Annotated in this window: 18 protein-coding genes; 9 read left to right on the forward strand and 9 right to left on the reverse strand. The window is 45.9% G+C overall.

Translation table 11 applies throughout. The features are described from left to right. Positions 1 to 79 precede the first annotated feature (79 nt). On the forward strand, positions 80 to 1,105 hold the full coding sequence (locus MSG38_RS22680) for a zinc-binding alcohol dehydrogenase family protein (RefSeq protein ID WP_248402680.1): 1,026 nt from the start codon (positions 80 to 82) through the stop codon (positions 1,103 to 1,105). A gap of 113 nt (positions 1,106 to 1,218) precedes the next feature. On the opposite strand, the gene MSG38_RS22685 is transcribed toward MSG38_RS22680, so the two are convergent. From MSG38_RS22685 to MSG38_RS22715, 7 genes are all read right to left on the reverse strand, one after another. Further along, on the reverse strand, positions 1,219 to 1,857 hold the full coding sequence (locus MSG38_RS22685) for a CIA30 family protein (protein ID WP_248402681.1): 639 nt from the start codon (positions 1,855 to 1,857) through the stop codon (positions 1,219 to 1,221). Between the two features lie 47 nt (positions 1,858 to 1,904). Further along, positions 1,905 to 2,171 (reverse strand): DUF3081 domain-containing protein, encoded by a 267-nt coding sequence (locus MSG38_RS22690; protein WP_248402682.1) that lies wholly within the window; start codon positions 2,169 to 2,171, stop codon positions 1,905 to 1,907. 276 nt (positions 2,172 to 2,447) lie between these two features. Further along, positions 2,448 to 3,650: a type III PLP-dependent enzyme gene (locus MSG38_RS22695; RefSeq protein ID WP_248402683.1), complete on the reverse strand. Its 1,203-nt coding sequence runs from the start codon at positions 3,648 to 3,650 to the stop codon at positions 2,448 to 2,450. Beyond that, complete coding sequence (locus tag MSG38_RS22700) at positions 3,643 to 5,508, reverse strand: IucA/IucC family protein (RefSeq protein WP_248402684.1); 1,866 nt, start codon at positions 5,506 to 5,508, stop codon at positions 3,643 to 3,645. The genes MSG38_RS22695 and MSG38_RS22700 overlap by 8 nt, the downstream gene beginning before the upstream one ends. After that, complete coding sequence (locus MSG38_RS22705) at positions 5,480 to 6,697, reverse strand: MFS transporter (RefSeq protein WP_248402685.1); 1,218 nt, start codon at positions 6,695 to 6,697, stop codon at positions 5,480 to 5,482. The genes MSG38_RS22700 and MSG38_RS22705 overlap by 29 nt, the downstream gene beginning before the upstream one ends. 6 nt (positions 6,698 to 6,703) lie before the next feature. Beyond that, the gene (locus tag MSG38_RS22710) at positions 6,704 to 8,515 is read right to left on the reverse strand and encodes an IucA/IucC family protein (RefSeq protein WP_248402686.1); all 1,812 of its coding nucleotides are present in this window, start codon (positions 8,513 to 8,515) and stop codon (positions 6,704 to 6,706) included. Continuing rightward, positions 8,512 to 9,723 carry a hypothetical protein gene (locus MSG38_RS22715; protein ID WP_248402687.1) on the reverse strand — a complete coding sequence of 404 codons (1,212 nt, stop codon included), beginning with the start codon at positions 9,721 to 9,723 and terminating at the stop codon, positions 8,512 to 8,514. The genes MSG38_RS22710 and MSG38_RS22715 overlap by 4 nt, the downstream gene beginning before the upstream one ends. Positions 9,724 to 9,962: 239 nt before the next feature. Here MSG38_RS22715 and MSG38_RS22720 point away from each other — a divergent pair, with 239 nt between their 5' ends. The 6 genes from MSG38_RS22720 (at position 9,963) to fecE (ending at position 18,146) form a co-directional block, all read left to right on the forward strand. Next, complete coding sequence (locus MSG38_RS22720) at positions 9,963 to 11,999, forward strand: TonB-dependent siderophore receptor (protein ID WP_248402688.1); 2,037 nt, start codon at positions 9,963 to 9,965, stop codon at positions 11,997 to 11,999. Between the two features lie 183 nt (positions 12,000 to 12,182). Continuing rightward, entirely contained in the window at positions 12,183 to 14,312 is a 2,130-nt protein-coding gene (locus MSG38_RS22725; protein ID WP_248402689.1) for a TonB-dependent siderophore receptor, read from the forward strand. An 87-nt stretch (positions 14,313 to 14,399) separates the two neighbouring features. Beyond that, positions 14,400 to 15,377 carry a Fe(3+) dicitrate ABC transporter substrate-binding protein gene (locus MSG38_RS22730; protein WP_248402690.1) on the forward strand — a complete coding sequence of 326 codons (978 nt, stop codon included), beginning with the start codon at positions 14,400 to 14,402 and terminating at the stop codon, positions 15,375 to 15,377. Beyond that, complete coding sequence (locus MSG38_RS22735; protein ID WP_248402691.1) at positions 15,374 to 16,408, forward strand: iron chelate uptake ABC transporter family permease subunit; 1,035 nt, start codon at positions 15,374 to 15,376, stop codon at positions 16,406 to 16,408. Before MSG38_RS22730 ends, MSG38_RS22735 begins: the two co-directional genes overlap by 4 nt. Next, positions 16,408 to 17,379, forward strand: coding sequence for an iron chelate uptake ABC transporter family permease subunit (locus MSG38_RS22740; protein ID WP_248402692.1), 972 nt, complete (start codon positions 16,408 to 16,410; stop codon positions 17,377 to 17,379). The genes MSG38_RS22735 and MSG38_RS22740 overlap by 1 nt, the downstream gene beginning before the upstream one ends. A 2-nt stretch (positions 17,380 to 17,381) precedes the next feature. Next, entirely contained in the window at positions 17,382 to 18,146 is a 765-nt protein-coding gene (gene fecE, locus MSG38_RS22745; RefSeq protein WP_248402693.1) for a Fe(3+) dicitrate ABC transporter ATP-binding protein FecE, read from the forward strand. 82 nt (positions 18,147 to 18,228) lie between these two features. Here the strand turns inward: fecE and MSG38_RS22750 are convergent, their stop codons facing one another. Further along, positions 18,229 to 18,849, reverse strand: coding sequence for a heme-binding beta-barrel domain-containing protein (locus MSG38_RS22750; RefSeq protein ID WP_248402694.1), 621 nt, complete (start codon positions 18,847 to 18,849; stop codon positions 18,229 to 18,231). A gap of 399 nt (positions 18,850 to 19,248) precedes the next feature. On the opposite strand from MSG38_RS22750, the gene MSG38_RS22755 reads away from it, so the two are divergent. Then, positions 19,249 to 19,668: a VOC family protein gene (locus MSG38_RS22755; RefSeq protein ID WP_029224260.1), complete on the forward strand. Its 420-nt coding sequence runs from the start codon at positions 19,249 to 19,251 to the stop codon at positions 19,666 to 19,668. Between the two features lie 156 nt (positions 19,669 to 19,824). On the opposite strand, the gene MSG38_RS22760 is transcribed toward MSG38_RS22755, so the two are convergent. After that, positions 19,825 to 20,724 (reverse strand): DMT family transporter, encoded by a 900-nt coding sequence (locus MSG38_RS22760; RefSeq protein WP_048610851.1) that lies wholly within the window; start codon positions 20,722 to 20,724, stop codon positions 19,825 to 19,827. A 269-nt stretch (positions 20,725 to 20,993) separates the two neighbouring features. Between MSG38_RS22760 and MSG38_RS22765 the strand changes: the two genes are divergently transcribed. Then, the gene (locus MSG38_RS22765; RefSeq protein WP_248402695.1) at positions 20,994 to 22,394 is read left to right on the forward strand and encodes an alpha-amylase family protein; all 1,401 of its coding nucleotides are present in this window, start codon (positions 20,994 to 20,996) and stop codon (positions 22,392 to 22,394) included. Positions 22,395 to 22,421: the final 27 nt, after the last annotated feature.

A 22,421-nucleotide genomic window follows, 5' to 3' on the forward strand; every position in this document is an offset into this window, starting at 1 on the left:
AAATCATTCAAATATTAGGCGGTTTATCTAGTGTGAGAATTGACTAAGATTGACTCGTCTAATTCAAGGAGAAAGCACCATGTCAGTACCATCAAAAATGAAAGCTATCGGATTTACTCAATCACTTGCGATTACAGAGCAAGACAGTTTATTTGAGTTTGAAACGAGTCTGCCAGAACTAAATAATAATGACTTGCTGATAAAAGTGAGCGCGACTTCTATCAATCCTGCTGACGCAAAAATTCGTATTCGTAATGCTAAAGATAAAACTCTTGAGCAGCCAAAAGTGCTGGGCTATGACGCAGTCGGTGAAATTGTTGGTAAAGGTGCTGACGTTGAAGGCTTCGAAGTCGGTGACCGTGTGTACTATGCGGGTGACGTAACACGCATGGGGGCTAACGCAGAATACCAAGCTGTGGACTATCGTATTACCGCTAAAGCGCCGAAGAGCCTTTCTGATGAAGCTGCAGCCGTTATGCCACTAGCAACACTTACCGCTTGGGAAGCGTTGTTTGACCGCCTGCGAGTTCGTCCTGAAGAGAAAAAGTCTATCCTGATCATTGGTGGAGCGGGCGGCGTTGGTTCAATTACGATTCAACTGGCTAAACAACTGACCAACCTCAATGTTATCGCGACAGCTTCAAGACCTGAAACGGAAAAGTGGGTAAGAGATATGGGGGCGGATCATGTGGTGAACCACCGTAACCTTGTCGAGTCAGTGCGAGAGCAAGGCATTCAACATGTCGACTACATCTTCAATGTTGCTGATACAAAAGGGCACTGGGATGCGATGGTTGAGTTGATCGCACCGCAAGGTATGATCAGTTCGATTGTTGAATTTGACGGTGGCATTGACTTATCAGCACTGCAAGGCAAATCAGCAGGCTTTGTTTGGGAGCTGATGTTCACACGTTCACTGTTCAATACAGAGGATATCCAGAAGCAGCAAGACATCCTATTCCAAGCCGCGAATCTGATTGATGCGGGCCGTATTAAAACGACGCTAACCACGACCTTAAATGGCTTTAGTGTGGATACAATTAAAGATGCACACCAACGTATTGAAAGCAGTGCCTCGATTGGTAAAACAGCCATCAAATACTAATTGCTGATGCTTTAATCCGCCGTTGTTTTGAATCGTTGACGGTTTAAATAGAAGAAGCCCCTGATATCTTATCGCTAGTCAAAAGGTATCAGGGGCTTTTGTTTGTTTTCAGTTTAGTCAGCTTCTGGTGATGGGATACGTTGCGATGTTTTGAAGTGAAGCTGTATTAGGTCTAGCTCAAAAGGTGAGGGCTGTTTGTCCGCAATTAAAAAGCCGATTTGTTTGATGTCTTGCGCCTTAAGTTCCGGCGCATCGCTCAGTAGCCGACCTCTGAACACCGCTTGAAAATCATCGAAGTGGAACACTTTGCTAAACTGCTCTCCCTTAATTGTATCGAAATCGTGTTTGTATTGAACTCGATGACCGTCCTTCGATGTTGTGAGCCTCAGTTGGTAGGTGCGACCATCACCAACAAAAACTAGCTCTGCGCTATCTATTTCATGGGCTGGTGATTCAATGGAGCGCTTTACAGAACTGAAACCACCATTATTTTCTAACGATAGCCCGCCCCTAAATCGACTCATATTATCAAGATAGATGAGCTCGCCTGTTGAGATGCCACCCATTACATCGTCGTTGGTCACTGTCCAGTTTTGATGCTCACTCACTTGTGTAAAGTCGATCATGTTTGTTGTCCCTATTGCGCCAGCCTTAAGACTTAACGAATGTAGGCTGAGTAGAAGGAGTAAAGGTGTGATTAACCTAAGGGGTAACCGCGTTTTACACTGGGTTCCGTTCATCATTTTCTCCACTGCTTCCCCATAGGCTTTGCGTTGTTTACTCAATAGCGATGGATAGTTTATGGAGAGGGTTCAGTTTCAAGCATAGCTAAACGTCGCTTGATGAAGTCTTCATAGTTCGAGGTTTTGTCGTATTCGATCTTCAATGAGCCGTGGAACATCAGGGTCACGGTAACGTCTCGGTAGCTCAACCAACAGGTGTAACCATCGTAATCATGCCACGCTACCATCTCGCCCAATTGATATTTGCTGTCCAATTGCTTGCCCGAGGAGCGAATGCAATCGAACACTCTGAGAAACTCTAAAATGGTGATTCTGTTGTCCATGTACCACTCCCGCTGCGCAGTCGATGAAAAATGCTAAGTGCTTGTATTCGAATTAACTACGGTTTGGTTCTGCATTGCGATCACTGTGGGGAGTCGAGTACTCAATCGCTGTAGCTGTTTGGTCAAAGGGCTAAGATAAACATAAGAAAGGCGTTAGTAGACCTGAGTTTACTAACGCCTTTTTATTTAGTGTTTTTTATATTAAGTGTCTTTAGCTGGCTCTATAGATTTTTGACTCAAACCGTCAGTTAGAAATCATAGATCACAGCGGGATGCCTAGAAATAATGAAACACCGGAGGTTCATGCATTAAGAAGTTTTGATGCGAGATATTCCAAGCATAAGCGCCTGCTAGGGTGAACACCACATAGTCACCGATATCGACCTGCTCGATATGTTGATTTCGTGCCATAACATCTTTTGGCGTGCAAAGTTGTCCAACTAGTGTGGCGGTAGCATGGCTTATCGGATGTGAAATGGTGGGTTGTTTGCTACTTTTCAAGATAACAAACGGGTGGTCATGGTTTTGTGCTGCCGGTGTACGGAAATGATGTGTTCCACCACGAGCAATCACGAAGTTCTCACCAAGGTTTTGCTTAATATCCAGTACCTCCATCACGTAATAGCCGCACGGTGCCGAGATATAGCGGCCACATTCAAAACGTAGCTTCCAGTCTTGCATATGTTCTTTAGCAATCAAGAACTCCAACTTGTCGCAGAACTCCATCCAAGGAAAGTGTTGCTGCGGGTTTTGGTAATTGATTCCCATCCCTCCACCAAGGTTGATGATCAGCTCATCGAGTGAGAACGTCTTTTGCCACTCTTTGACGACTTGGAAATAACGTTGCATCAAGGCGAGGTGGCGATCGACTTCAAGTTGATGCGACATCAGGTGGAAGTGGAAGCCTTTTAGCTTGATCAAGGGAAAGTCGCGCAGATACATCAAGGCGTTATTGAGTTCACCCTCATCGAGTCCAAATGGAGTGGGTTTTCCACCCATGGCTAACTTGCTAAGTGTGATGTCACCAATGTCTATGTTCATACGCAAGAAGATCGAAGCAGGTCGATTCAACCTCTGAGTTAAAGCACCAATGCGTTGTAACTCAGTGAGGCTTTCGACATGAATCGCATCGACATCGAGTTCAATTGCTTGCTCCAGTTCACTTGGCATTTTCCCCGGCCCACCAAAGATCAGTGGTTTATTGAGTTGTTGCTGGTGGAGGTGTGTAAGCTCTCCGCCTGATGCCGCTTCGAAACCATCAACATAAGGAGCTAAAGTACGTAGTATCGGCGCTGAAGGGTTCGCTTTGGCGGCGTAAAATAGATCTACGTTTTTTGGTAATACATGGCGCATCTGCTTGATGTGCTGCTCCAATGCATCGAGGTCATAAAGATAAGCACATAATGGTTGCGTTTGTTGCTTGGCCAATTGCTGTATTTCTTGGTGGATGCTCGCAGGAAGTTGAGGTGAATTAAGCATGGTGAACTCCTTTTGAATGAGTAGGCCAAGGCGCGACTACTTGGGTGTACCCAGACTCTTTATCAGCATTTTTCATCAAACGGGTTGTGAAGTTATTTTTGCTAGGGAAATGACCATCGTTGAGCAACGACATAAGTTCGGGTTGCTGACCATTGATCGACTGCCAGCGGACGATAGCGTCTTTTAAAGTTCCCCATAACGTATTTTCAAGTGCTGAGTTCCCCTCAGCGATAAAGAAAATCGCCTCACTGATATTGTTAATGAAGGTGCAATAGCCGATACGGTTCCAACCTTGCTCACGGCTGTAGTAAACCGATTGACGAGCACGTTCTGAAAGTTGCTGAAGTGTTTCTGACGGCCAAAACTCGCGTAGTAGCTTGGTACCTTCTAAGTCTCGAATCCATACACAGCACGGCATGCCTTTTTCAAACCCAATCAACGTATTTTGTAAGTGCGGTTCAAACGCAACCCCATGTTTGAAGTAGTAGTTAAAGACGCCCGGAACCAAACAATGCAGATAGCGCTCAAACCACAGCGTGGCGACACTTTGATATTGGGATTGTGTTGTTTGCGCTTTTTGTTTGAGTTGAGTGGCGATGCAACTGTTCCCGTCTGTGTCGTAAGCAAAGAGCGCACCCGCTAACGTTGGCTGCAAAATATCGGTTTCGCTTAAAGTGAAATTCTCTCGATATAAAATACCAAATGACTCTCGAGCCTTTATAACATCCGCATGCTCTTGTTCAGCCACAGATTCTAGATTCAATGTGGTGGCGTAAGGTTCTGTCATTACCTTGAATACAGGATTACGTAACTGTTCGCTTTCTTTGATTGGGTGCAAAATCGAGGTTAATTGAACGGCACTATCGAGCTCATACCATGCGTTCTTACGTACACAGTTGGTTAAACGTACATTGATAGAGAACTTAGCAAACCAATCCATATCTGGGTGGTACAGAGTGCGCACGGATGAGGTGGGTAAGAGTTTTTCACCACCTAATCCAAGCGGGATGATTTTGCCTTGTTCAATGGCCGTATTGACCACTGGGTTTTGCAAAAGTGTGTAACTTTCCCAAGGGTGGCAAGGGTAAAGCATGGTAGTTGCTGAATTGTCCTCGTCAGGTGCAAGTTGTTCAAGCATGGTCGTTGGTGAGGTTCGGTCATCGGAACTCAAGACGTCGAGCAACGCAGTATCCACCTTAAACCAATAGAGGGGAACTTTAGCGCCAACCTCAGGGGAACAAGCGAGCAGATCATCGATACTGACACCTGACCGACTCTTTGGCGTTGGGTGAAAAGTATGTCCCCAAAGTAACGATTGCTCTGATGCGATAAACGCATTGTGATGCTGAGGAGAGCTGTCTGAGTTTAGGAACTGCTCGGTGATCAACAAACTGTTTTCCATTTGCTCGATCAATTCGTGATTGAATGGAATCGTCAGCACTTGTTTTAGATAACTGAGTAGAAGCGTCAGGGTTTGCGTTGCGTCCAGTTTACACCAAGCTGTGCAGGGCATTTTGACCCAAGGTGTATCGTAGAGCTTCACTTTTCCCAGTTTGCTGGTGTATTCAACAGGTAAAACCATCAAGCCATTTTTCTGAGGCTGACTTTGGTGAGGTAGGTGAATGGCCACGCGCTGGTGAGCGTTGTAGTTTCTTTTCAAAGTTTGAGGCAGAGAGGCTGAACTGTAGCGCCAATCAACCTGCTCATTGGGTATCGCGTATTCACGTAAGTAACAGTTCACCACGCCCATGATGGTATTGAGTTGGGCTTTTTCTCGGTTTAGCAGTACTTTTTTACTATTTTGAAGAACTTGGTCTTCAGTGGAATATTCACTTGGAGATAATTGAGTCTTTAACATGTTGATGTCCAAATTTTGAATGGATGATCAGCGCGATAGCAGCAATGCCACTGACCAACATAGAAAGTATGAAAGGAACCTCAAGCCAGCCCTGGCTTGATATGAAAGACGCGCTCAACCCAGCCGCAACGCCACCCCATTTAGACATAGCGTCAAAGCGGGAAAATACTTTGCCGCTTTGTCGTCGATCAATTTGATTTGCTAACGCTTGATGTAAGCCGTGATAACAGCAAACCATGCCAAGTCCGAAAACGATACGAGCAATAATCAACACTTCTTGATAAGGAGTGAGATGCATTGCGGCACTGAGTGAAAGCAAACCAAAGCCCAGCCATAAAGTACGCTGCGCTTGATTGCGTTCAAGCTGGTGGCGATCAATCCATTCTGAGAACAGATGAACTTTCCCTGCAAAGAGCAGATAAACACCATGTGGGAGGGCATACAAAAACCCAACCCACGCTTGATTCGTCACGCCATATTGCTGCACATAAGGCGAGAAATAGGGGAACGTGACGACCATGGCGAAAGCAAAACTGAACTGCGCGCCAAACACCCAATAAAGAGTATTTAACGAATTGGCTTGGCTGCATTGAGCTTTATTCGATGCTTGATCTTTTATAATTCCCTTAGATCTCGTTAAGTCATCAATGGGTAATGTTAAGGTGATCACTAGCGCGAATAGCGGCAAAGCAGACAGCCACAGATACGCGTTCAACGGGTTTGTTTCCGATAAACTCCAGCCAAGCCCTATCGGAGCAATAATTAACGCCAGACGGGCAGAAAGCTGAGTTTTATTAAGTGACTTACCGAGTGTTTTCGCATCGTTAATTTGGCTGGATAAGTAGCTGTTTGAGGCGGCCATGGTGCCACCAAAGGTTCCTTGAACGATAAGACCAAACACAAACATTGAGAGATTATCGGCTAAGCCGCACAGCGCGAAGCCTGCTGCAAGCCCGAGTTGAGCACGTAATAGAGAGCGACGTCTGCCATATTTATCGGCAAACTGCCCCCAAAAACGCGCCGCAACGGCCGTGCAAAAGGTGGGTAAAATGAACAGTACCCCCGCCCAGTCCGAAGTAATGTTTGCATCCAGTGTTGGCAATACCATTGGCAAAAACAACGGCATTCCCAAGGCTGCAAACGCGGCGATAAAGTGGCTTAAAAGCACGCAATAGATGAGTTTGGTCATGATGGGCTAACTCACGCTCTGCTTGATGTTTTCAAGGTAAGCGTGTTGTGCTTCTTCGCTGGTTAGCAATAAAAAGTTCGGTGCTGACAAGCCATAGAACTTATTGATATCGCTTGCGCCAGATGACTCTTTAGACAACAAGCTACCCGAGCTCAATAGATACTTAGCGTATAGGTTGGGTGACTCAAACAACATCTCGTTTGCGAGTTTGGTGTTGTGTCCTTGTTTGTCCAACTGGCTAAGCTTTTGGGAAAGGCTATTGGCAACCATTTCATACAGATAAGCTGATGTGGCGATTCCTTTCGTCGCCATTGCTTCCACAATCGCGGCAATGTCTAACTGCAAAGTAATGGTGGTAAACATCTGACCAAGAGCAAGCTCGCTGTCTACTGTGATGCGTTGGTCTAAAAGATGCTCGCATTTTACGGGTGATTGTTGCTCAAACGTTTGGAAACGCTCTGGCCAAATACGCGCTGCATCGTTGTCTTTCATGGCTAAGGTCATCTTGCCTTGCCCATCGAATGCGATGATGGCGTTTTGTTGGTTAGACTCCAAAGCGATACCGTAACGAATCCACAATGTAAGGTGCACTTTGCATAACAGATCAACGTAATCTTTAAACCAAGTCAGCGTACCTTGTTGATAATACTGTTCGGCGAGGTGTTCCAAGAACAAACGTCCATCAGGCATTGGACTGGCAAGGGCAGCCACAGGCACCAGTGCTTTGTCTTGGAAGTAGCTCTGCGGGTATTCACGTACAATGTAAGCAAAGGTTTTATCGTCTCCAACATGGCCGCCATGTTTCTCATTACAATGGTAAAGCGTGCCGTGTAAGTCTTGATCTGTTTGCTCTAAGTGTGTCAATAAACGTTCAAACCAATGCCCATCATAGAGTGTGGAGGGTTTGATTAGGCGAATGTTTTTAGTACCTAAAGATCGCATGATCAGCGGTACCTTGATGTGGATCTGTGGTGCTTGATTCACGACCACAGTGCGCACTGATAAAGTTGGAGTCACCTCAAGGCATGCAACCGGAGCTTCAATAACACCGTCAGGAAGTTCATCAAGACTCCTTAGTGTTAATGGATGTGCGGGGAATAACTCATGGCTAAGAGCAAAGTCGGCGGGCAGACCCACTTGCTCCATCGTTGGCCAACATTCTGGTTGTGGACTGGTCAATGTAACGAGTGACTTTTCGATTGCGAGCCAACGAAGTTCAAAGCTTTGTGCAAATTCTGGCGCGAATTGCTCTAGGTCGTGATCGCTTAAACCGAACTTAGCACGTGCTGTCGGATAGTAGGGGTGGTCAAGATAGGATGCGATTTGATCGGCACGTAATAGCTTTTGCTCCCAACGTTCTAGTTGAGAAATCGGCAGCATGAGTGCTTCCGAGTGCTGGTTGAAGGCGTTATCACACAATCCTTTGTGTTTTTCTGCACATTCGAGTTCTTGCAAATAACCATCTAATAAGGAATGCGAACTTTCGTGAGCACTTGCTTTCAGTAGTTCGATCCAATCTTGATAGTGCTGCTGGGTTTCAACGACACCATTTCTCTCGATGAGCCAACCATCACCTTTCGATCCATCCGGTTGGCCGTATACCCAACGCTGCATGTAATAGCTCGGAGCAACGGGTAAATAGAGTGTAAAGTCTGAACCCGCAAAAATAGCCCAAATTTGATTACGAGGATAAGAAGATAGTTTGAGCACACTCGGGAGTTTAGACTCAAATCGGCTTTGAGAAACTAATCCAAACAAATCTTCACGCAAGCACGTATCGACTAAGCGTTGAGTGAGGTATAACGCGCTTTCATTCATGCTGTTACCTCGTTTGTTGCTGTTAGGTTGAAGCGAGAGATTGCCTGTTGTAGCGCGAGTTCTAGTGTTTGACCAGAAGGAGAAACGACCGAAATTCTCGCTAAGTAATCCTTGTTGGAGAAACTTTGTTGGAACGTCTCACCAACCTTTTTAAGCACTTGCTGCTGAGTGACAATATCGCCCTCCTGGTGAATGAAAGAGGTTGATGATCCTTCAATCAAACCGCTTTGTTGCGCCACTACATAGTGCACATGGGCACTGCCATCAATACGAAATGTAGGATCAAGTTTGTGACCCAAGTGAAGATTTAAGATGGTATGGAACCAATTCCCGCCACAGAGGTTATCAAGCAAAAATTCTCGTCCATCACCAATACTTCGATAGTTGATCTCGACCAGTACCGGCCCCGAATCTGTGATGATGAATTCGCTATGACAGACACCAAACCCCACCCCAAATGTTTGAAGCTGACGTATACATTCTTCTCGGTAGTGAACGCTGTTAATACCATTCCAACTCGCAGCGGTTTCGATGAAGTAAGGTGGCGCAGAGAGTTCTACATCAAACCCACCAAGTGCGACTAAATTTTCCCCGTCGCCAATGGTTTCGACAGTGATAAGCGGACCTAGTAAAAACGCCTCAACTAAAATGGGAGTCGTAGGGTGCTTTTGCCAAAACGTATCGCAATAGTTATCCAGCTCAGCCGCAGAATCGCAGCGCTGCACGTCTAAACTAGCCACGCCCTCCTTGGGCTTCGCAACGACAGGAAAATCGAAATCGAATACAGGAGCGCTCTCTCGACTTAACAAAACACTTTGAGTATTAGGTAACGATTTTTCGTTGAGAACCTGACGAGTTAAGTATTTGTTTTTCGCCTTGAGCGTCACATTCCAATCTTTAGCAGGTAGGCCAAAGAACTGTGCACAGATTGCGGTGGAGGTTTGTAGGTGGTCGCTGTTGCTGAAAACAGCATGAGGTTCTAGAGCTTGCTCTGTGATGATTTCGATGAGCTCAAGAGGGTTGAACACATCGCACTCTAGAATTTCATCTGGATTAAAGCGGTCATCTTCATTCGCCAGTTTTAAGTGGTTGAGCTTTTGATCAGTGACTAAAACGACGTGGAGACCCATCGCTTTTGCTGTCGGTATGAAGCCATGAGTGACTGCGTCATTCACGACATGACTCACGATAATAATCGTAGATTTCATGGGCTTTTCCTAATTTTCTAACGTTGTTGTTACCTACTCACACATGACTTCCAAGCGGTCTCTTTCAAGGTTTAAGGAAAGAGTGTTTTGTTATCACTTTGTTTTTATTGACTATTATGTCACTACGCTTGTTGCATAAGGGAAACAAATATAGATCATAAAATTTATATTGCAAACACAAATGATATTTGTTTTCATTCGCACTGTTGTAATTTTATAAACTAAAACGGAATTAGAGAATGAACATTAGATTGGCCTTGTCCCCGCTCGCTTTGGCAATTGGAGGTGCATTAACCGCAATGACCACTATGTCAAATGTAATGGCAGCAGAAGACGTCGCGGTAGATGAAACTCTGCAAGTTATTGGTCACCAGTACGAAGGTTACGCGGAGCATATGCCGCAGTCGGGTACCAAAACGGATGTTGAATGGTTGGATGTACCGCAGGCAGTATCAGTGGTCACAAAGACGGAAATGCAAGACCGCGGTGCTGTACGTTTGGTGGATGCTCTTGATGGTGTTGCCGGAGTTAACAATACCCTGGGTGAGGGGAGCCGAGACCAATTTGTGATTCGTGGTTTTGATGCTCTTAACGACATGTACCGTGACGGCATGCGTGATGACGGAACGCTTCAATCGTACCGAAGCCTAGCGAATATCGAACGTGTCGAAGTGGTAAAAGGCCCTGCGGGCGCACTTTATGGCCGAGGTTCAGCAGGCGGTATCATCAACTTGGTCACCAAGCGTGCTAACGGAGATAACTTCACTCACGTTAATGGCAGTGTTGGCAGCAACAATCTGTTTGTTGGTCAGGTTGACAGTTCGATGGCGTTTAGTGACAAAGTCAGCGGTCGTATCAACGTGGAAAGTCGACAATCGGATTCCTATGTAGACCACGTCGACTCGAATGACTTCTTTATCGCACCCACCATTCGTGTATTACCAGCGGATGGTCACACGATTGATCTCGATGTCGAATATGCTCACCAGGAGTTGGTGCCATATCGTGGTGTTCCATCAAAGAATGGTAAGCCTGTCGACGTCTCTGAAAGCACGTTTTACGGTGGCACCAACGACTATCAAGAGTCGGACAGCATTCGTGTTGGCGTTAATTATGAATGGCTTTTGAATAGCGAATGGGCATGGACAAACCGCGCAGCATACAACCATATCGAACTTGAGCAAAAGGGTACACGCCAAGGAACGGTAACTGGGAATGAAGTATCTCAGACGGTAAATAACTTCGGTTACGATCCTCGCACCACGACCACTCTTCAATCGGAGTTGGTTTGGGAAACGGATTCGAACCAAATGATGATCGGTGCGGATTTTAATCAGATCAATATCGACTTAACGCTCGCAAGCGATAAAACCTTACCTTCGAAAGATATCTATAACCCTATCGCAGGTCCAACACCTGATCCGGGCTTCAAACCTTTCCGTGATAACACGACAACGACGAAAGGTGTCTACATTCAAGACGTTTACACCTTTGGTGATCTGTCAGTGATCGGCAATGTGCGTTACGACTCGATGGAGCTTGAACAGCAAAAAGCGGGCTCAGCAAAAGAGAATCTAGACGATGACAAAGTGAGCTACCGTGGTGGTTTGGTCTACCGTCTCAACAATGATATGTCAGTGTACGCAAGCTTAGCTCGTTCATGGCAATTGCCTTACTCAGGTATCTACATCAACCCTAAATTAGCAGAATTCTTCCATACCGATCTAAAAGAAGTGGGTGCAAAAGCTTACTTACTCGATAACGCCTTGATGTTGAATGCCGCAATCTTCCAAATTGATCAAGAACAACCAGAAACCAATATAGACGGAGACGTTGTTAACAAGATCGAAGCTCGTCACCAAGGTATTGAACTAGAAGCTCGCGGTCAGTTTACAGAGCAGTGGGACATTTCGGTGGGCTACAGCTATTTAGACGCGGAGAACAAAGAGACAGGCAAAAAGCCAAACGATGTGTCTGATCATCTGTTCTCTCTTTGGAGCACTTATCAGTTAGATGACAACTGGCGTTTAGGTGGTGGCGTGAAATACGTAGGCGACCGTTACGCGGGTAATGATGAAGCGGTAGCTCTGGGTGACTACACCACGGTTGACTTGATGGCAGCGTACACCACGGGTCGTCACAAAGTTCAAGCGAATGCTTACAACGTGCTTAATGAGAAATACATTCTGGGCGCAACCAACGGCACATCGGGTACTAACCAGATTGGTTACGGAGCGCCAGCCGAATTTATGCTCAGCTACGGCTATCAGTTTTAAAAGCTAATTCAGCTCTAGAGTTCGTTCATTTCTAAGAGCTAGTTCGACTCTAAAAACGATTGATTTGTTCACTACGAGTGAGTGAACAGTTGGCTTCATTTTGAGGCCGTTTAGCCCAAAGGATCAAAGCCCCGAATCGTAAACACGGCCTTTGATCCTAACTTGCCTATTTAGGAGATTTTCATGCCTTACCAGAATTTGGATGGTAAACCCTGTACTCAATCACATCAAAAGTTGCGTCTAAGTGCCCTTGCAATGGCCATCGCTTCAGTGACTTCCATGGGCGCATTTGCCGCGTCTGATCCTCAAACGACGACCATGGAAACGGTTGTCGTGACGGGCAGCTTGATCGGTAATTCAGAGCTTGAGGATGTGAAAGAGTATCCGGGAGCTCGTACTGTCCTGACTAATGATCAAATTAAAAAGACCGCAGCACTCTCGATTGATTCGGCATTCCAAAGCGTGCCGGGGATAAAAGTTCAAGATGAAACGGGCACCGGTGTTTTGCCTAACATCTCAGTGCGTGGTTTGAAAGCGAGTCGCAGTGGCCACGCTCAATTCCTCATGGATGGTGTTCCTCTGACACTGGCGCCGTATGGTCACACAGGACAATCAATTTTCCCTGCAACGCTGTCGATGCTTGATCGTATTGATATTGTGCGAGGCGGTGCGGCGGTTCAGTACGGACCAAACAACGTCGGTGGTGTGATCAACTTGGTGACCAAACCTATTCCACATGAGTGGCAAACGGAAATCAGTAATCGCTTTACTGTATTCGAGGATGGCGATACGCCGCTCAACGACCTTTACCTGCGAACGGGTGGTTGGTTAACCGATACGCTGGCACTTCAAGTCGAGGGGAACTTCTTAAAAGGTGAAAGCTTCCGTGAACACTCCGACACCGATGTCAAAAACTTCCAAGCGAAATTGCAATGGCTACTGAGCGATACTCAAGAGTTACAAGCTTTCGTTCAACGTTATGATGCCGACACCCAAATGCCCGGTGCTTTATCGCCAGATGATTATGACAAAGATCGTACTCAGTCGAAGCGTCCATACGATGAATATCAAGGCACTTCAACGCGTTGGAGCCTCAAGTACCTGCATGATTTGAATCTTGCAGATAGCGCCGAATTAGAAATACTGACGTTTGGCCACCGTTCTGAGCGTTTCTTCCAATGGGGCTTTAATAGCGCAGGCGGTCACTGGGCGGACCCGGCATTACCATCAACCGACATTCGTACATCACCACGTGAATTTTCTGTTTATGGTGTTGAACCTAAACTCGCGATGTACTTTGACGGAAATACCGTAACGCAAAACGTGATTGTGGGTGCGCGCTATGTTAACGAAGACATTGATTACAAGCTGACCCAAACACCAATTGCTGGTGGTGCTACAACAACCCCACGTGACTGGCACTTAGATACTGACGCTTTTGCTGGTTACATCAGCAATGAAATCGGCCTGTTCAATGACGTACTGAAAGTCACGCCGGGTATTCGTTACGAATCGATTGATATGACGTTTGATGATCTGGGCACAGCACAGAGCACAGACAACAAAGTGACGGAGTGGCTGCCGGGCTTAACCGTGGCATACCATCTGACTGAACAATGGGTTGGGTACACTAATGCACAAAAATCTTTGCGTGCACCACAAATCGCTTACATCCGTGGTAAAGGTGAAGAGGGCAGTGAGCTAGCGTGGAACTACGAGTTGGGTGCTCGCTACAACCAAGATTCAACCAGCTTTAACATCGCACTTTACCGCATTGATTTTGAAGATCAGCTGCAATGGCAAAGTGCTACCCAAACTTTCGATAACATTGGTAAAACCCTTCACCAAGGTGTTGAGCTCTCTGGTCGTTATATTCCTCAAGCGATGCAAGCTTTGAGCCTTGGCGCTGGTTATAACTACTTAGATGCAACGTTAGAGGAAGAGGGTGCAAACAAGGGCAATCAACTTCCTTATACGTCTAAACACCAATTTAGCTGGGATGCGACTTACGCCTTTAGCAAGGTAGATATTACTTTATCTGGTTACTACTTTAGCGAATCTTATTCTGACAATGCGAATACAAGTGCCGAAGATGCAACGGGCGCGACAGGTAAAGTGCCTGCCTACATGGTCTGGAACTTTAACCTAGGCTCGGATTTGTACAAGGATGAAAACAGTAAGCTGCGCATGAACCTTGCGGTGAATAACTTGTTTGATGAGGACTACTACTTCCGCGGCATTGATACCAGCCCCGTTGGTCGTTATCCAGCCCCAGGACGTTCTTACACTTTGGACCTGAATTATCAGTTCTAATACGTAATTTATTGAAAGTAATAACGAATAAAAGTCGCCAATACTCTTGGCGGCTTTCACGGTTCTAGCGTTTAAGGAAAATTAAATATGGAAAACAGCTCTCGCCTTTTGTTTTCGAATCAATTTCAGTTGTCGAATGGACTGCTGTCATTTAATAGGCCGTTTTTATTCAGCAGGATAGCGGTAACCTTAGTTTTGCTGGTTTTAAGCTTATTCTCATTCTCCAGTTCAGCACAAACGAGGGTCATACAAGATGAGCAAGGTCAGTTTGAAATAGCGACTACCCCGCAACGTATTGTGGTCTTGGAGTTCTCATTTGTAGATGCGTTAGCTGCGGTGGGTGTTTCTCCAGTTGGCGTTGCCGATGACAATGATGCTTCACGAGTGATTCCGGCGGTACGTGAATTGGTTCAATCATGGGAATCGGTTGGCATGCGTTCTCAGCCTAGCCTAGAAGCCATTGCTGTATTAAAGCCTGACCTGATCATTGCAGATGCAGAACGTCATCGTACTGTCTATCAAGATCTACAACGCATCGCACCAACGCTGCTTCTGAAAAGCCGCGGCGAGACGTATCAAGAGAATTTGGAGTCTGCACTCAAGATTGGCATCGCTCTCGACAAGCAATCGTCAATGGAACAACGCATCCAACAACATCAACACGCCATGGCTGAATTCAAAAGTCATTTCTCGCTCAAACAAACCGTCCAATTCGCTGTCGTGTCGGATAAAGGTATGTGGTTACATAGCCCAGCGTCTTACGCTGGGGGCGTGCTCACCACATTAGGCATTGCGAGCCCTATTGTGAAACCAACAGAGAAGGCATATTTGCCAACTAGCTTTGAGTTGTTGTTGAAAACCAACCCGGATTGGTTACTCCTTGGCGCTTATTCTCATCCAAATATTGTTGATGATTGGCAGATAAATCCGCTATTCAATGTACTAACCTCTGCAAAAAAACAGCAAGTTGTAGAAGTGTCACCAGCACTTTGGTCATTGAATCGAGGCATGTTAGCGGCAGAACAAATGGCGAAAAATCTTGAGCAGATCTTGGATCCATCATGAGTACAATGTTGTTCTCTAAAAGTAAGCGATTCTGGCCAATACTGTCGTGGCGAGTCACGTTATTTACGGCATTCGTGTCGTGTTTGGCACTGTTTGGTTACGCGGCCTCTATGACCGGGTGGTCTAATTTCTCATTAACATTGAGTGACTTGATTGACTACTGGTTTGCGTTTGATGAAAGCAACATGACTCATCAAATATTGGCGACATTAAGAGCACCAAGAGCTTATGCGGGGCTATTGATTGGTGCGAGTTTGGCCGTCGCTGGGTTATTGATGCAGGGATTAACGCGTAATCCACTCGCGTCTCCGTCGATTCTTGGTATTAATGCTGGCGCAACCTGTTTTATGGCGTTAGCTGCGATAGGTATACCCGTGATAAGTGAGCTAAACCCAATCCTTAACGCGGTTCTTGGTGCATTGCTGAGCGGCGGTGCTGTGATGCTTCTAGGCGGCTTTTTCTCTGCACGTTCTCATCCGTTACGTTTGGTTCTCGCGGGTATCGCCATTACGGCGTTATTGCTCGGGCTGACACGAGCGGCGCTGATTCTTGCTGACGATATGGCTTATAGCGTCTTGCATTGGCTTACTGGCTCACTGTCTAGTGTGGATGATGGGCAATGGCAACAGCTTTGGCCGCCTGTAGTGATTGGTTTGGTGTTAGCAATGAGCCTTGCTCGCAACCTCAACTTGTTGGCACTTGGCGAAGAAGTTGCTGTGGGTCTGGGCAGTAACATCCGGTTTACTCGCTTCGTGAGTGGACTGACGATCGTGTTGCTTGCCGGAGCAAGCGTCGCTATCGCAGGGCCTATTGGCTTTGTTGGATTGTTAGTGCCTCATTTGGTTAGACCTATGATTGGGCACAATTACCATTTACTGATTCCCATTTCAGCATTGGCAGGCGCAGCATTAGTGTCTTGGTCAGATGCGCTGTCTCGAGCGATTGCTTTCCCGACTGAAACACCCGTTGGCGTTATTACTGCTTTGCTCGGGACACCTTGTTTTATTTTGATTGCGACGAGGAGATCTTAATGCATCATCAAACTAAGATAGTTTTGTTATCTGGGATTCTCATATTAGTGGCATCCGCAGGTTTGTTTGTCGGTGCAGCTTCGCTTTCTGTTTCTCAAGTCATCGAACATTTGGTCGCGTTTTCCAGTGACGACTTTGTTATCCATCAGTATCGGCTACCACGTATGTTGCTTGCGATAAGCGTGGGCGCAGGGTTAGGGCTTTCAGGGGTATTAGTGCAAGGCGTGATACGTAATCCGTTAGCATCGCCTGATCTTATGGGTATTAGCGCTGGGGCAGGACTTGCTGCGACAGCGAGTTTAGTCTGGTTTCCTAATACAACGGTCAGTGTGCTTCCTGTGGTGGCGATGTTGGGTGGGGTATTAGCTGCTGGACTGATTGCTGCATTGGCCTGGTGGTCAAGGCCAACACCCGCCAAATTGGCGCTGATTGGTATTGCGGTGAGTGCGTTTCTGGCCAGTTGTATCGACTTCTTGTTGGTCACCAACCCGATAGAGATCAACACGGCCATGGTGTGGCTAACAGGCAGTCTTTGGGGCAGAAATTGGCAGCAAGTCCCGTTTATTTGGAGTGCACTGCTCTTGTTGTTACCCATGGCATTGTGGTTGGCGTGGCGATTAGATGTGATGGGGCTTGGTGAGGAAAGTGCAACCACATTGGGCACTAAGCCAAAACAGATTCAAGCTCTCGCTTTATTGGCCGCTGTATTGCTTGCCAGTGTTAGCGTTTCTGTTGCTGGAACGATCAGTTTTGTGGGTTTATTGGCACCTCACTTAGCACGCTTGTTGTTTGGGCATAATCATAAATTGTTAATCCCAGCATCTGCACTGGTAGGGGCAATTCTGGTTACAGGCGCTGATGGGTTGGCCAGAGGTCTACTACCACCTATTGAATTGCCAGCAGGCGTTCTCACGTCTGTGATTGGCGCGCCATATTTCATCTTTCTTCTCTATCGTTATCGAGGTTGGTAACCATGCTTAAAACGCAGAATCTTTCCGTCGCGTACGGTAAACAAACGATCATACCGAACCTGTCTGTTTCTATCCCTAAGGGAAAAATCACCGCATTGATAGGACCTAACGGGTGCGGTAAATCCACCTTATTAAAGACGTTAGTCAGAATTAACAAGCCAGTGGCTGGAGAGGTGTTGTTTGAAGACAAACCGCTATCAAGCTTCGGCGATAAAGCACTCGCTCGCTCGTTGTCACTTCTTCCGCAAATCTTGGTCAGCCCAGAAGGGATCACGGTCAGAAAATTAGTCGAATATGGCCGTTCGCCCTATGTCTCTCATTGGGGAAGGTTAGGGCAGGACGACCAAAGGATTGTCGAGCAAGCAATGCGAGATACAGGTGTGCTTGAGTTTGCTGATAAGCCTGTCGAGTCACTGTCTGGTGGCCAACGTCAAAGAGTATGGATTGCGATGGTAATTGCACAAGATACCGACGTAGTGATGTTGGATGAACCGACCACATACCTTGATATGTCTCACCAGGTGGAATTAATGAACCTGATGCAACAGATGAATGCCAAAGGAAAAACGGTGGTTGTTGTGTTGCATGACCTGAATCAAGCCAGTCGTTATTGCGACCATTTAGTGGTTTTGGAAAAAGGGTGCTTAATCGCAGAGGGATCGCCTGATGAGGTGATGACCGAAACGATGCTCAGTAACGTATTTGATCTCAAAGCTAGCGTGTTTCGAGATCCTATTTCAAACACACCAATGTGTGTCGCGATTTAGGAGAATATACTGATTGTCATTTTCTAGAGATTGACTCAATCAACAACGCCTTTCACAGAGCTGCGAAAGGCGTTTTTTAGTTTTACTTCACTTTAACTAGAGTGCTTGAATCTGTATGAGCAAATGCGCTGTCGTAGATCTCTAAGCCTGTTGTTTGAGAGTACGTCAGCGTGTCGTCTGAAATACTAATGTTCATTGTGAAGCCCGTGGTGGTTGCGTTGTCCGTCATGTATTCGGATTCAGCGATGCCACGTTTAGACGCAACTAACGTCATTGTATCGCCAGCAGGGCCTTCTGCGGTGACACATGTGGTACGTGGTACGCAGTAAGAGTTGTAGACGACCTGATTTTTTTGGTCGTAGATGAAGTAGCCACGTTGATCGTGGAATTTAGAGTCGTCGGCTTTTCTGAATACTTCTTGTTTGTAGTACAGAGCAACCAGATATTGATCGCTGGCATTGGTTGCATCTGCCGCAACCTCAAACGTCATCATTTCATAAAATGGTGTGACCGCGGGGCCACCTTTGCCCACTTCTGTGCCTTCTTGACCTGGAGAAATATCAACGCCGCCAGTTTCGACTGATTTCCATGTGCCGACTAGCTTTGCTAGTGGACCGAAATCCATACCATTGATTGTATTGTGGTCGGCTACTGCTGGAACCGAGATTGCTGCTGCAATACCAAGTACTAATAATTTTTTCACTGTAACTTCCTTTTTTTGTAATTATCTGACCTCAACAAAAATAAGGCTATTGTGAAACAAGTTTATTAACCCAGATCAGTATTCCTGGTTGCTATGAAAGCGATTTGTAACTTGATGTATCAGTCAATAAGGGAGTATTAATGTGTGTACATATTGAGCAAAAAGGATTGATTGGCTCGTCTAATCTCTGTCATACATCATGGGTTTGCTGACCCTTATGACTGAGTTCAGTCACATTGGATTAGGTCGTCTAAACTTAAAGCTTGTATCGCATCAAATACGACAATTTGGGCTCTAAAGATGTTCTCGAAATAAATGCAAATTAGTGCTTTACCTCAACTTAACTTGAGGTATTAGGATATGCAACGTTGCTTACGAGAATACTTTAAGGAGAGAAGAATGATCCAACTTGAACATGTGAATTTAGTGGTAAAAGATATCCCAGAAATGCTGGTTTTCTATAAAGCGGCGTTCCCTCATTGGTATGTCCGTGATGAGGGAAAAGGGGAGTGGTCAGGTAAGCCACGTAACTGGCTGCATTTTGGCGACGAGTACCAATACATCGCAATAAGTGATCACGGTGAAGGTGAAAATAGAGATTTGGCTGGGCATTCTGTTGGTCTCGCACACTTCGCTTATGTGACCAATAATATCGAAAGCGTAACCAAGCGGCTTGTTGATGCGGGCTTCCCAATTGCCAAACCCGGCGCCGAAGAACCTTATCGAAAAAACGTCTATTTTGTGGATCCGGCAGGTTTTGAAATCGAGTTTGTTGAGTATTTGAGTGATGATCCCAAGTTACGAAATGCCACAAGTTAGTTACGTAGTACGCCGCTTTATTAAAGTTGGTTAGCGGCATGAAAACACGTTAGAGAACATTTATAGAAAAGGGTATTGTGGAATAATCCGCAATGCCCTTTTTCGATCTATTTAACCGCTATTGGCTAACTGATGTTGAGCTCTTTTAGCTGGTGTTTACTTAGCTTTAAATGGCACCAATAGTTGTTTGCCAAACACATTAATCAGCGCGCCAGTCACGATTAGACCACCACCTAGGTAAGTCCAAACTGATGGAATCTCATTGAAGATCCACACACCTAATAGTGCTGAGAATACGATCTGAACGTATGAGTAAGCCGAAGCTTTACCAGCCGCTTGAGTTTGCATTGCTTTGGTCAAACCATATTGACCTATTTGTGTGAAAATCCCGACCAGAACCAACATCATGGTCAGGAATAGGCTAGGCCACACAAAGTCGTTCCAGATAAGGGCGGTGGAGATGGGTAGCGCAACCAGTGGGAAGTAGAAGATGATGACTGAGCTGTCTTCCGTTTGGCTAAGCTTTCTCACAATCACATAAGCAATTGAGCTACCAAATGCGCCACATAACGCCACCATAATGCTGAATAGCGGTAACTCGCTGCTCGCGCCACTGTTCATGCTTGGTTGTACCATCACTAATAGCCCAGCTAGGCAGAACGCAATGCAGATCATGGTCGATTTTTGGACGCGTTCTTTCAGGAACAACACACCAAGTAGAGCGGTAAAGACAGGATGCACGTATTGTAGAATGGTCGCTTCTGCTAATGGCAAAGTGGTCACAGCGTAGTAAACACACATCAAGGCTGCTGTGCCAACTGCGCCTCGAACAAACAACAAAGGTTTGTTATTTCCCCAGATCGAAATGCCTTTTCGCTTAACGTCGATATAACTGATGATCAAAGACACCAAAGCCCTTGCTGCAACAATTTCGAATACAGGTATGCCGTAGTTGCTGATGTACTTCACACACGCAGACATCAGTGCGAATCCAAAAGCAGAAAGGATCATGAATCTAACCCCAACAGGGATCATTGAAAAAGAGAAAGAAGGCATAAAAATATCAATCGGTTGAGGGAACAGGAATCATAACGTAGTTTAGAAGAGCCGACCAAAGTCTTTGTCCTGTTCTGGTCAACTTGATTCAATTAATTCTCATTTCAGATTACTTCGTTTTTTTATCTCACATAAGATCGGTTATAGCTCAATTTTATAAAATCAACATCAACAGAAGGTGACGCTAATTCAACTCTGATTTATCGGTCGTTTTAATTGTCGTCCTTAGTCATATCATTCTCGTGAATTTATAATAAGAGATATGTTCTATGAAACCAATCAATACCCTACTCATATCCACGCTCGCGCTTTGCTCTTTCAGTTCAGCTACTTATGCAGACACCATCTTGCACGCTTTCAACTGGGAGTATTCAGATGTGACAGCCAACGCCAATCAAATTGCTCAAGCCGGTTATAAGAAAGTACTAGTTGCTCCGGCAATGAAATCGAGCGGCAGCCAATGGTGGGCGCGTTACCAACCTCAAGATCTTCGCACCATTGACTCTCCTTTGGGCAACAAACAAGATTTGGCCGCAATGATTGCCTCACTTAAAGCCGTGGGTGTTGATGTATACGCTGATGTGGTGTTGAACCATATGGCGAATGAAAGCTGGAAGCGAAGTGACTTGGACTATCCGGGAACCGAAGTGCTAAACGATTATGCGAGCCGTTCAAGCTACTATGCTGACCAGACTCTGTTTGGCAATTTAGCGCAAGGTTTTGTCTCCGCTAACGATTTCCATGCCGCGGGCTGTATTTCAGATTGGAACGACCCTGGTCATGTTCAATATTGGCGTTTGTGCGGGGCTGATGGCGATGTAGGTTTGCCTGATCTCGATCCAAATAACTGGGTGGTTTCACAGCAACGTTTATATCTGAAAGCATTAAAGGATATGGGCATCAAAGGCTTCCGAATTGATGCGGTGAAGCACATGAGCCAGTATCAAATCGACCAAGTGTTTACGCCTGAAATTACTGCGAACATGCATGTGTTCGGTGAAGTGATTACCAGCGGTGGAGCAGGGAACAGCGGGTATGAGTCGTTCTTAGCACCATACTTAAACAACACCAATCACTCCGCGTACGATTTCCCGCTGTTTGCGTCGATTCGCTCGGCATTCTCAATGGGCGGTGGTTTGAATCAGTTGCACGATCCAAAAGCGTACGGCCAAGCATTGGATGACAACCGTTCGATTACTTTTGCGATCACACATGACATTCCAACCAACGACGGCTTCCGTTACCAAATTATGGATCCACAAGACGAGCAGCTTGCTTACGCTTACATCCTTGGCAAAGATGGTGGCACGCCGTTGATCTACAGTGATGATCTACCTGATTCTGAAGATAAGGATAACGGTCGTTGGGCCAATGTTTGGAATAGCTCGAATATGAAGAATATGCTGAGCTTCCATAACGCGATGCAAGGTAAATCAATGACGATGATTTCGAGCGACCAATGTACTTTGCTATTTAAGCGTGGCAAAGAAGGCGTTGTTGGAATCAATAAGTGTGGCGAAACGCGTGGCGTGACGGTTGATACTTACCAACATGAGTTCAATTGGCATGTTCAATACAAAGACGTATTGAGCAGCGCGACAGAAACCATTTCTTCTCGTTACCATACGTTTAATCTTCCACCACGCAGTGCGCGTATGTTTAAGCTTTAATGCTTGTTCTCTAGAGCGAACACCACT

It is taken from the genome of Vibrio sp. 1CM24A (assembly GCF_023161725.1).
GTDB lineage: Bacteria > Pseudomonadota > Gammaproteobacteria > Enterobacterales > Vibrionaceae > Vibrio > Vibrio coralliirubri.

Bases quoted from the DNA above. Each gene is read 5' to 3' on its own strand.
- MSG38_RS22680 (WP_248402680.1), top strand. From the start codon at position 80: ATGTCAGTACCATCAAAAATGAAAGCTATCGGATTTACTCAATCACTT.
- MSG38_RS22690 (WP_248402682.1), bottom strand. From the start codon at position 2,171: ATGGACAACAGAATCACCATTTTAGAGTTTCTCAGAGTGTTCGATTGC.
- MSG38_RS22695 (WP_248402683.1), bottom strand. From the start codon at position 3,650: ATGCTTAATTCACCTCAACTTCCTGCGAGCATCCACCAAGAAATACAG.
- MSG38_RS22700 (WP_248402684.1), bottom strand. From the start codon at position 5,508: ATGTTAAAGACTCAATTATCTCCAAGTGAATATTCCACTGAAGACCAA.
- MSG38_RS22705 (WP_248402685.1), bottom strand. From the start codon at position 6,697: ATGACCAAACTCATCTATTGCGTGCTTTTAAGCCACTTTATCGCCGCG.
- MSG38_RS22710 (WP_248402686.1), bottom strand. From the start codon at position 8,515: ATGAATGAAAGCGCGTTATACCTCACTCAACGCTTAGTCGATACGTGC.
- MSG38_RS22715 (WP_248402687.1), bottom strand. From the start codon at position 9,723: ATGAAATCTACGATTATTATCGTGAGTCATGTCGTGAATGACGCAGTC.
- MSG38_RS22720 (WP_248402688.1), top strand. From the start codon at position 9,963: ATGAACATTAGATTGGCCTTGTCCCCGCTCGCTTTGGCAATTGGAGGT.
- MSG38_RS22725 (WP_248402689.1), top strand. From the start codon at position 12,183: ATGCCTTACCAGAATTTGGATGGTAAACCCTGTACTCAATCACATCAA.
- MSG38_RS22730 (WP_248402690.1), top strand. From the start codon at position 14,400: ATGGAAAACAGCTCTCGCCTTTTGTTTTCGAATCAATTTCAGTTGTCG.
- MSG38_RS22735 (WP_248402691.1), top strand. From the start codon at position 15,374: ATGAGTACAATGTTGTTCTCTAAAAGTAAGCGATTCTGGCCAATACTG.
- MSG38_RS22740 (WP_248402692.1), top strand. From the start codon at position 16,408: ATGCATCATCAAACTAAGATAGTTTTGTTATCTGGGATTCTCATATTA.
- fecE (WP_248402693.1), top strand. From the start codon at position 17,382: ATGCTTAAAACGCAGAATCTTTCCGTCGCGTACGGTAAACAAACGATC.
- MSG38_RS22755 (WP_029224260.1), top strand. From the start codon at position 19,249: ATGATCCAACTTGAACATGTGAATTTAGTGGTAAAAGATATCCCAGAA.
- MSG38_RS22760 (WP_048610851.1), bottom strand. From the start codon at position 20,724: ATGCCTTCTTTCTCTTTTTCAATGATCCCTGTTGGGGTTAGATTCATG.
- MSG38_RS22765 (WP_248402695.1), top strand. From the start codon at position 20,994: ATGAAACCAATCAATACCCTACTCATATCCACGCTCGCGCTTTGCTCT.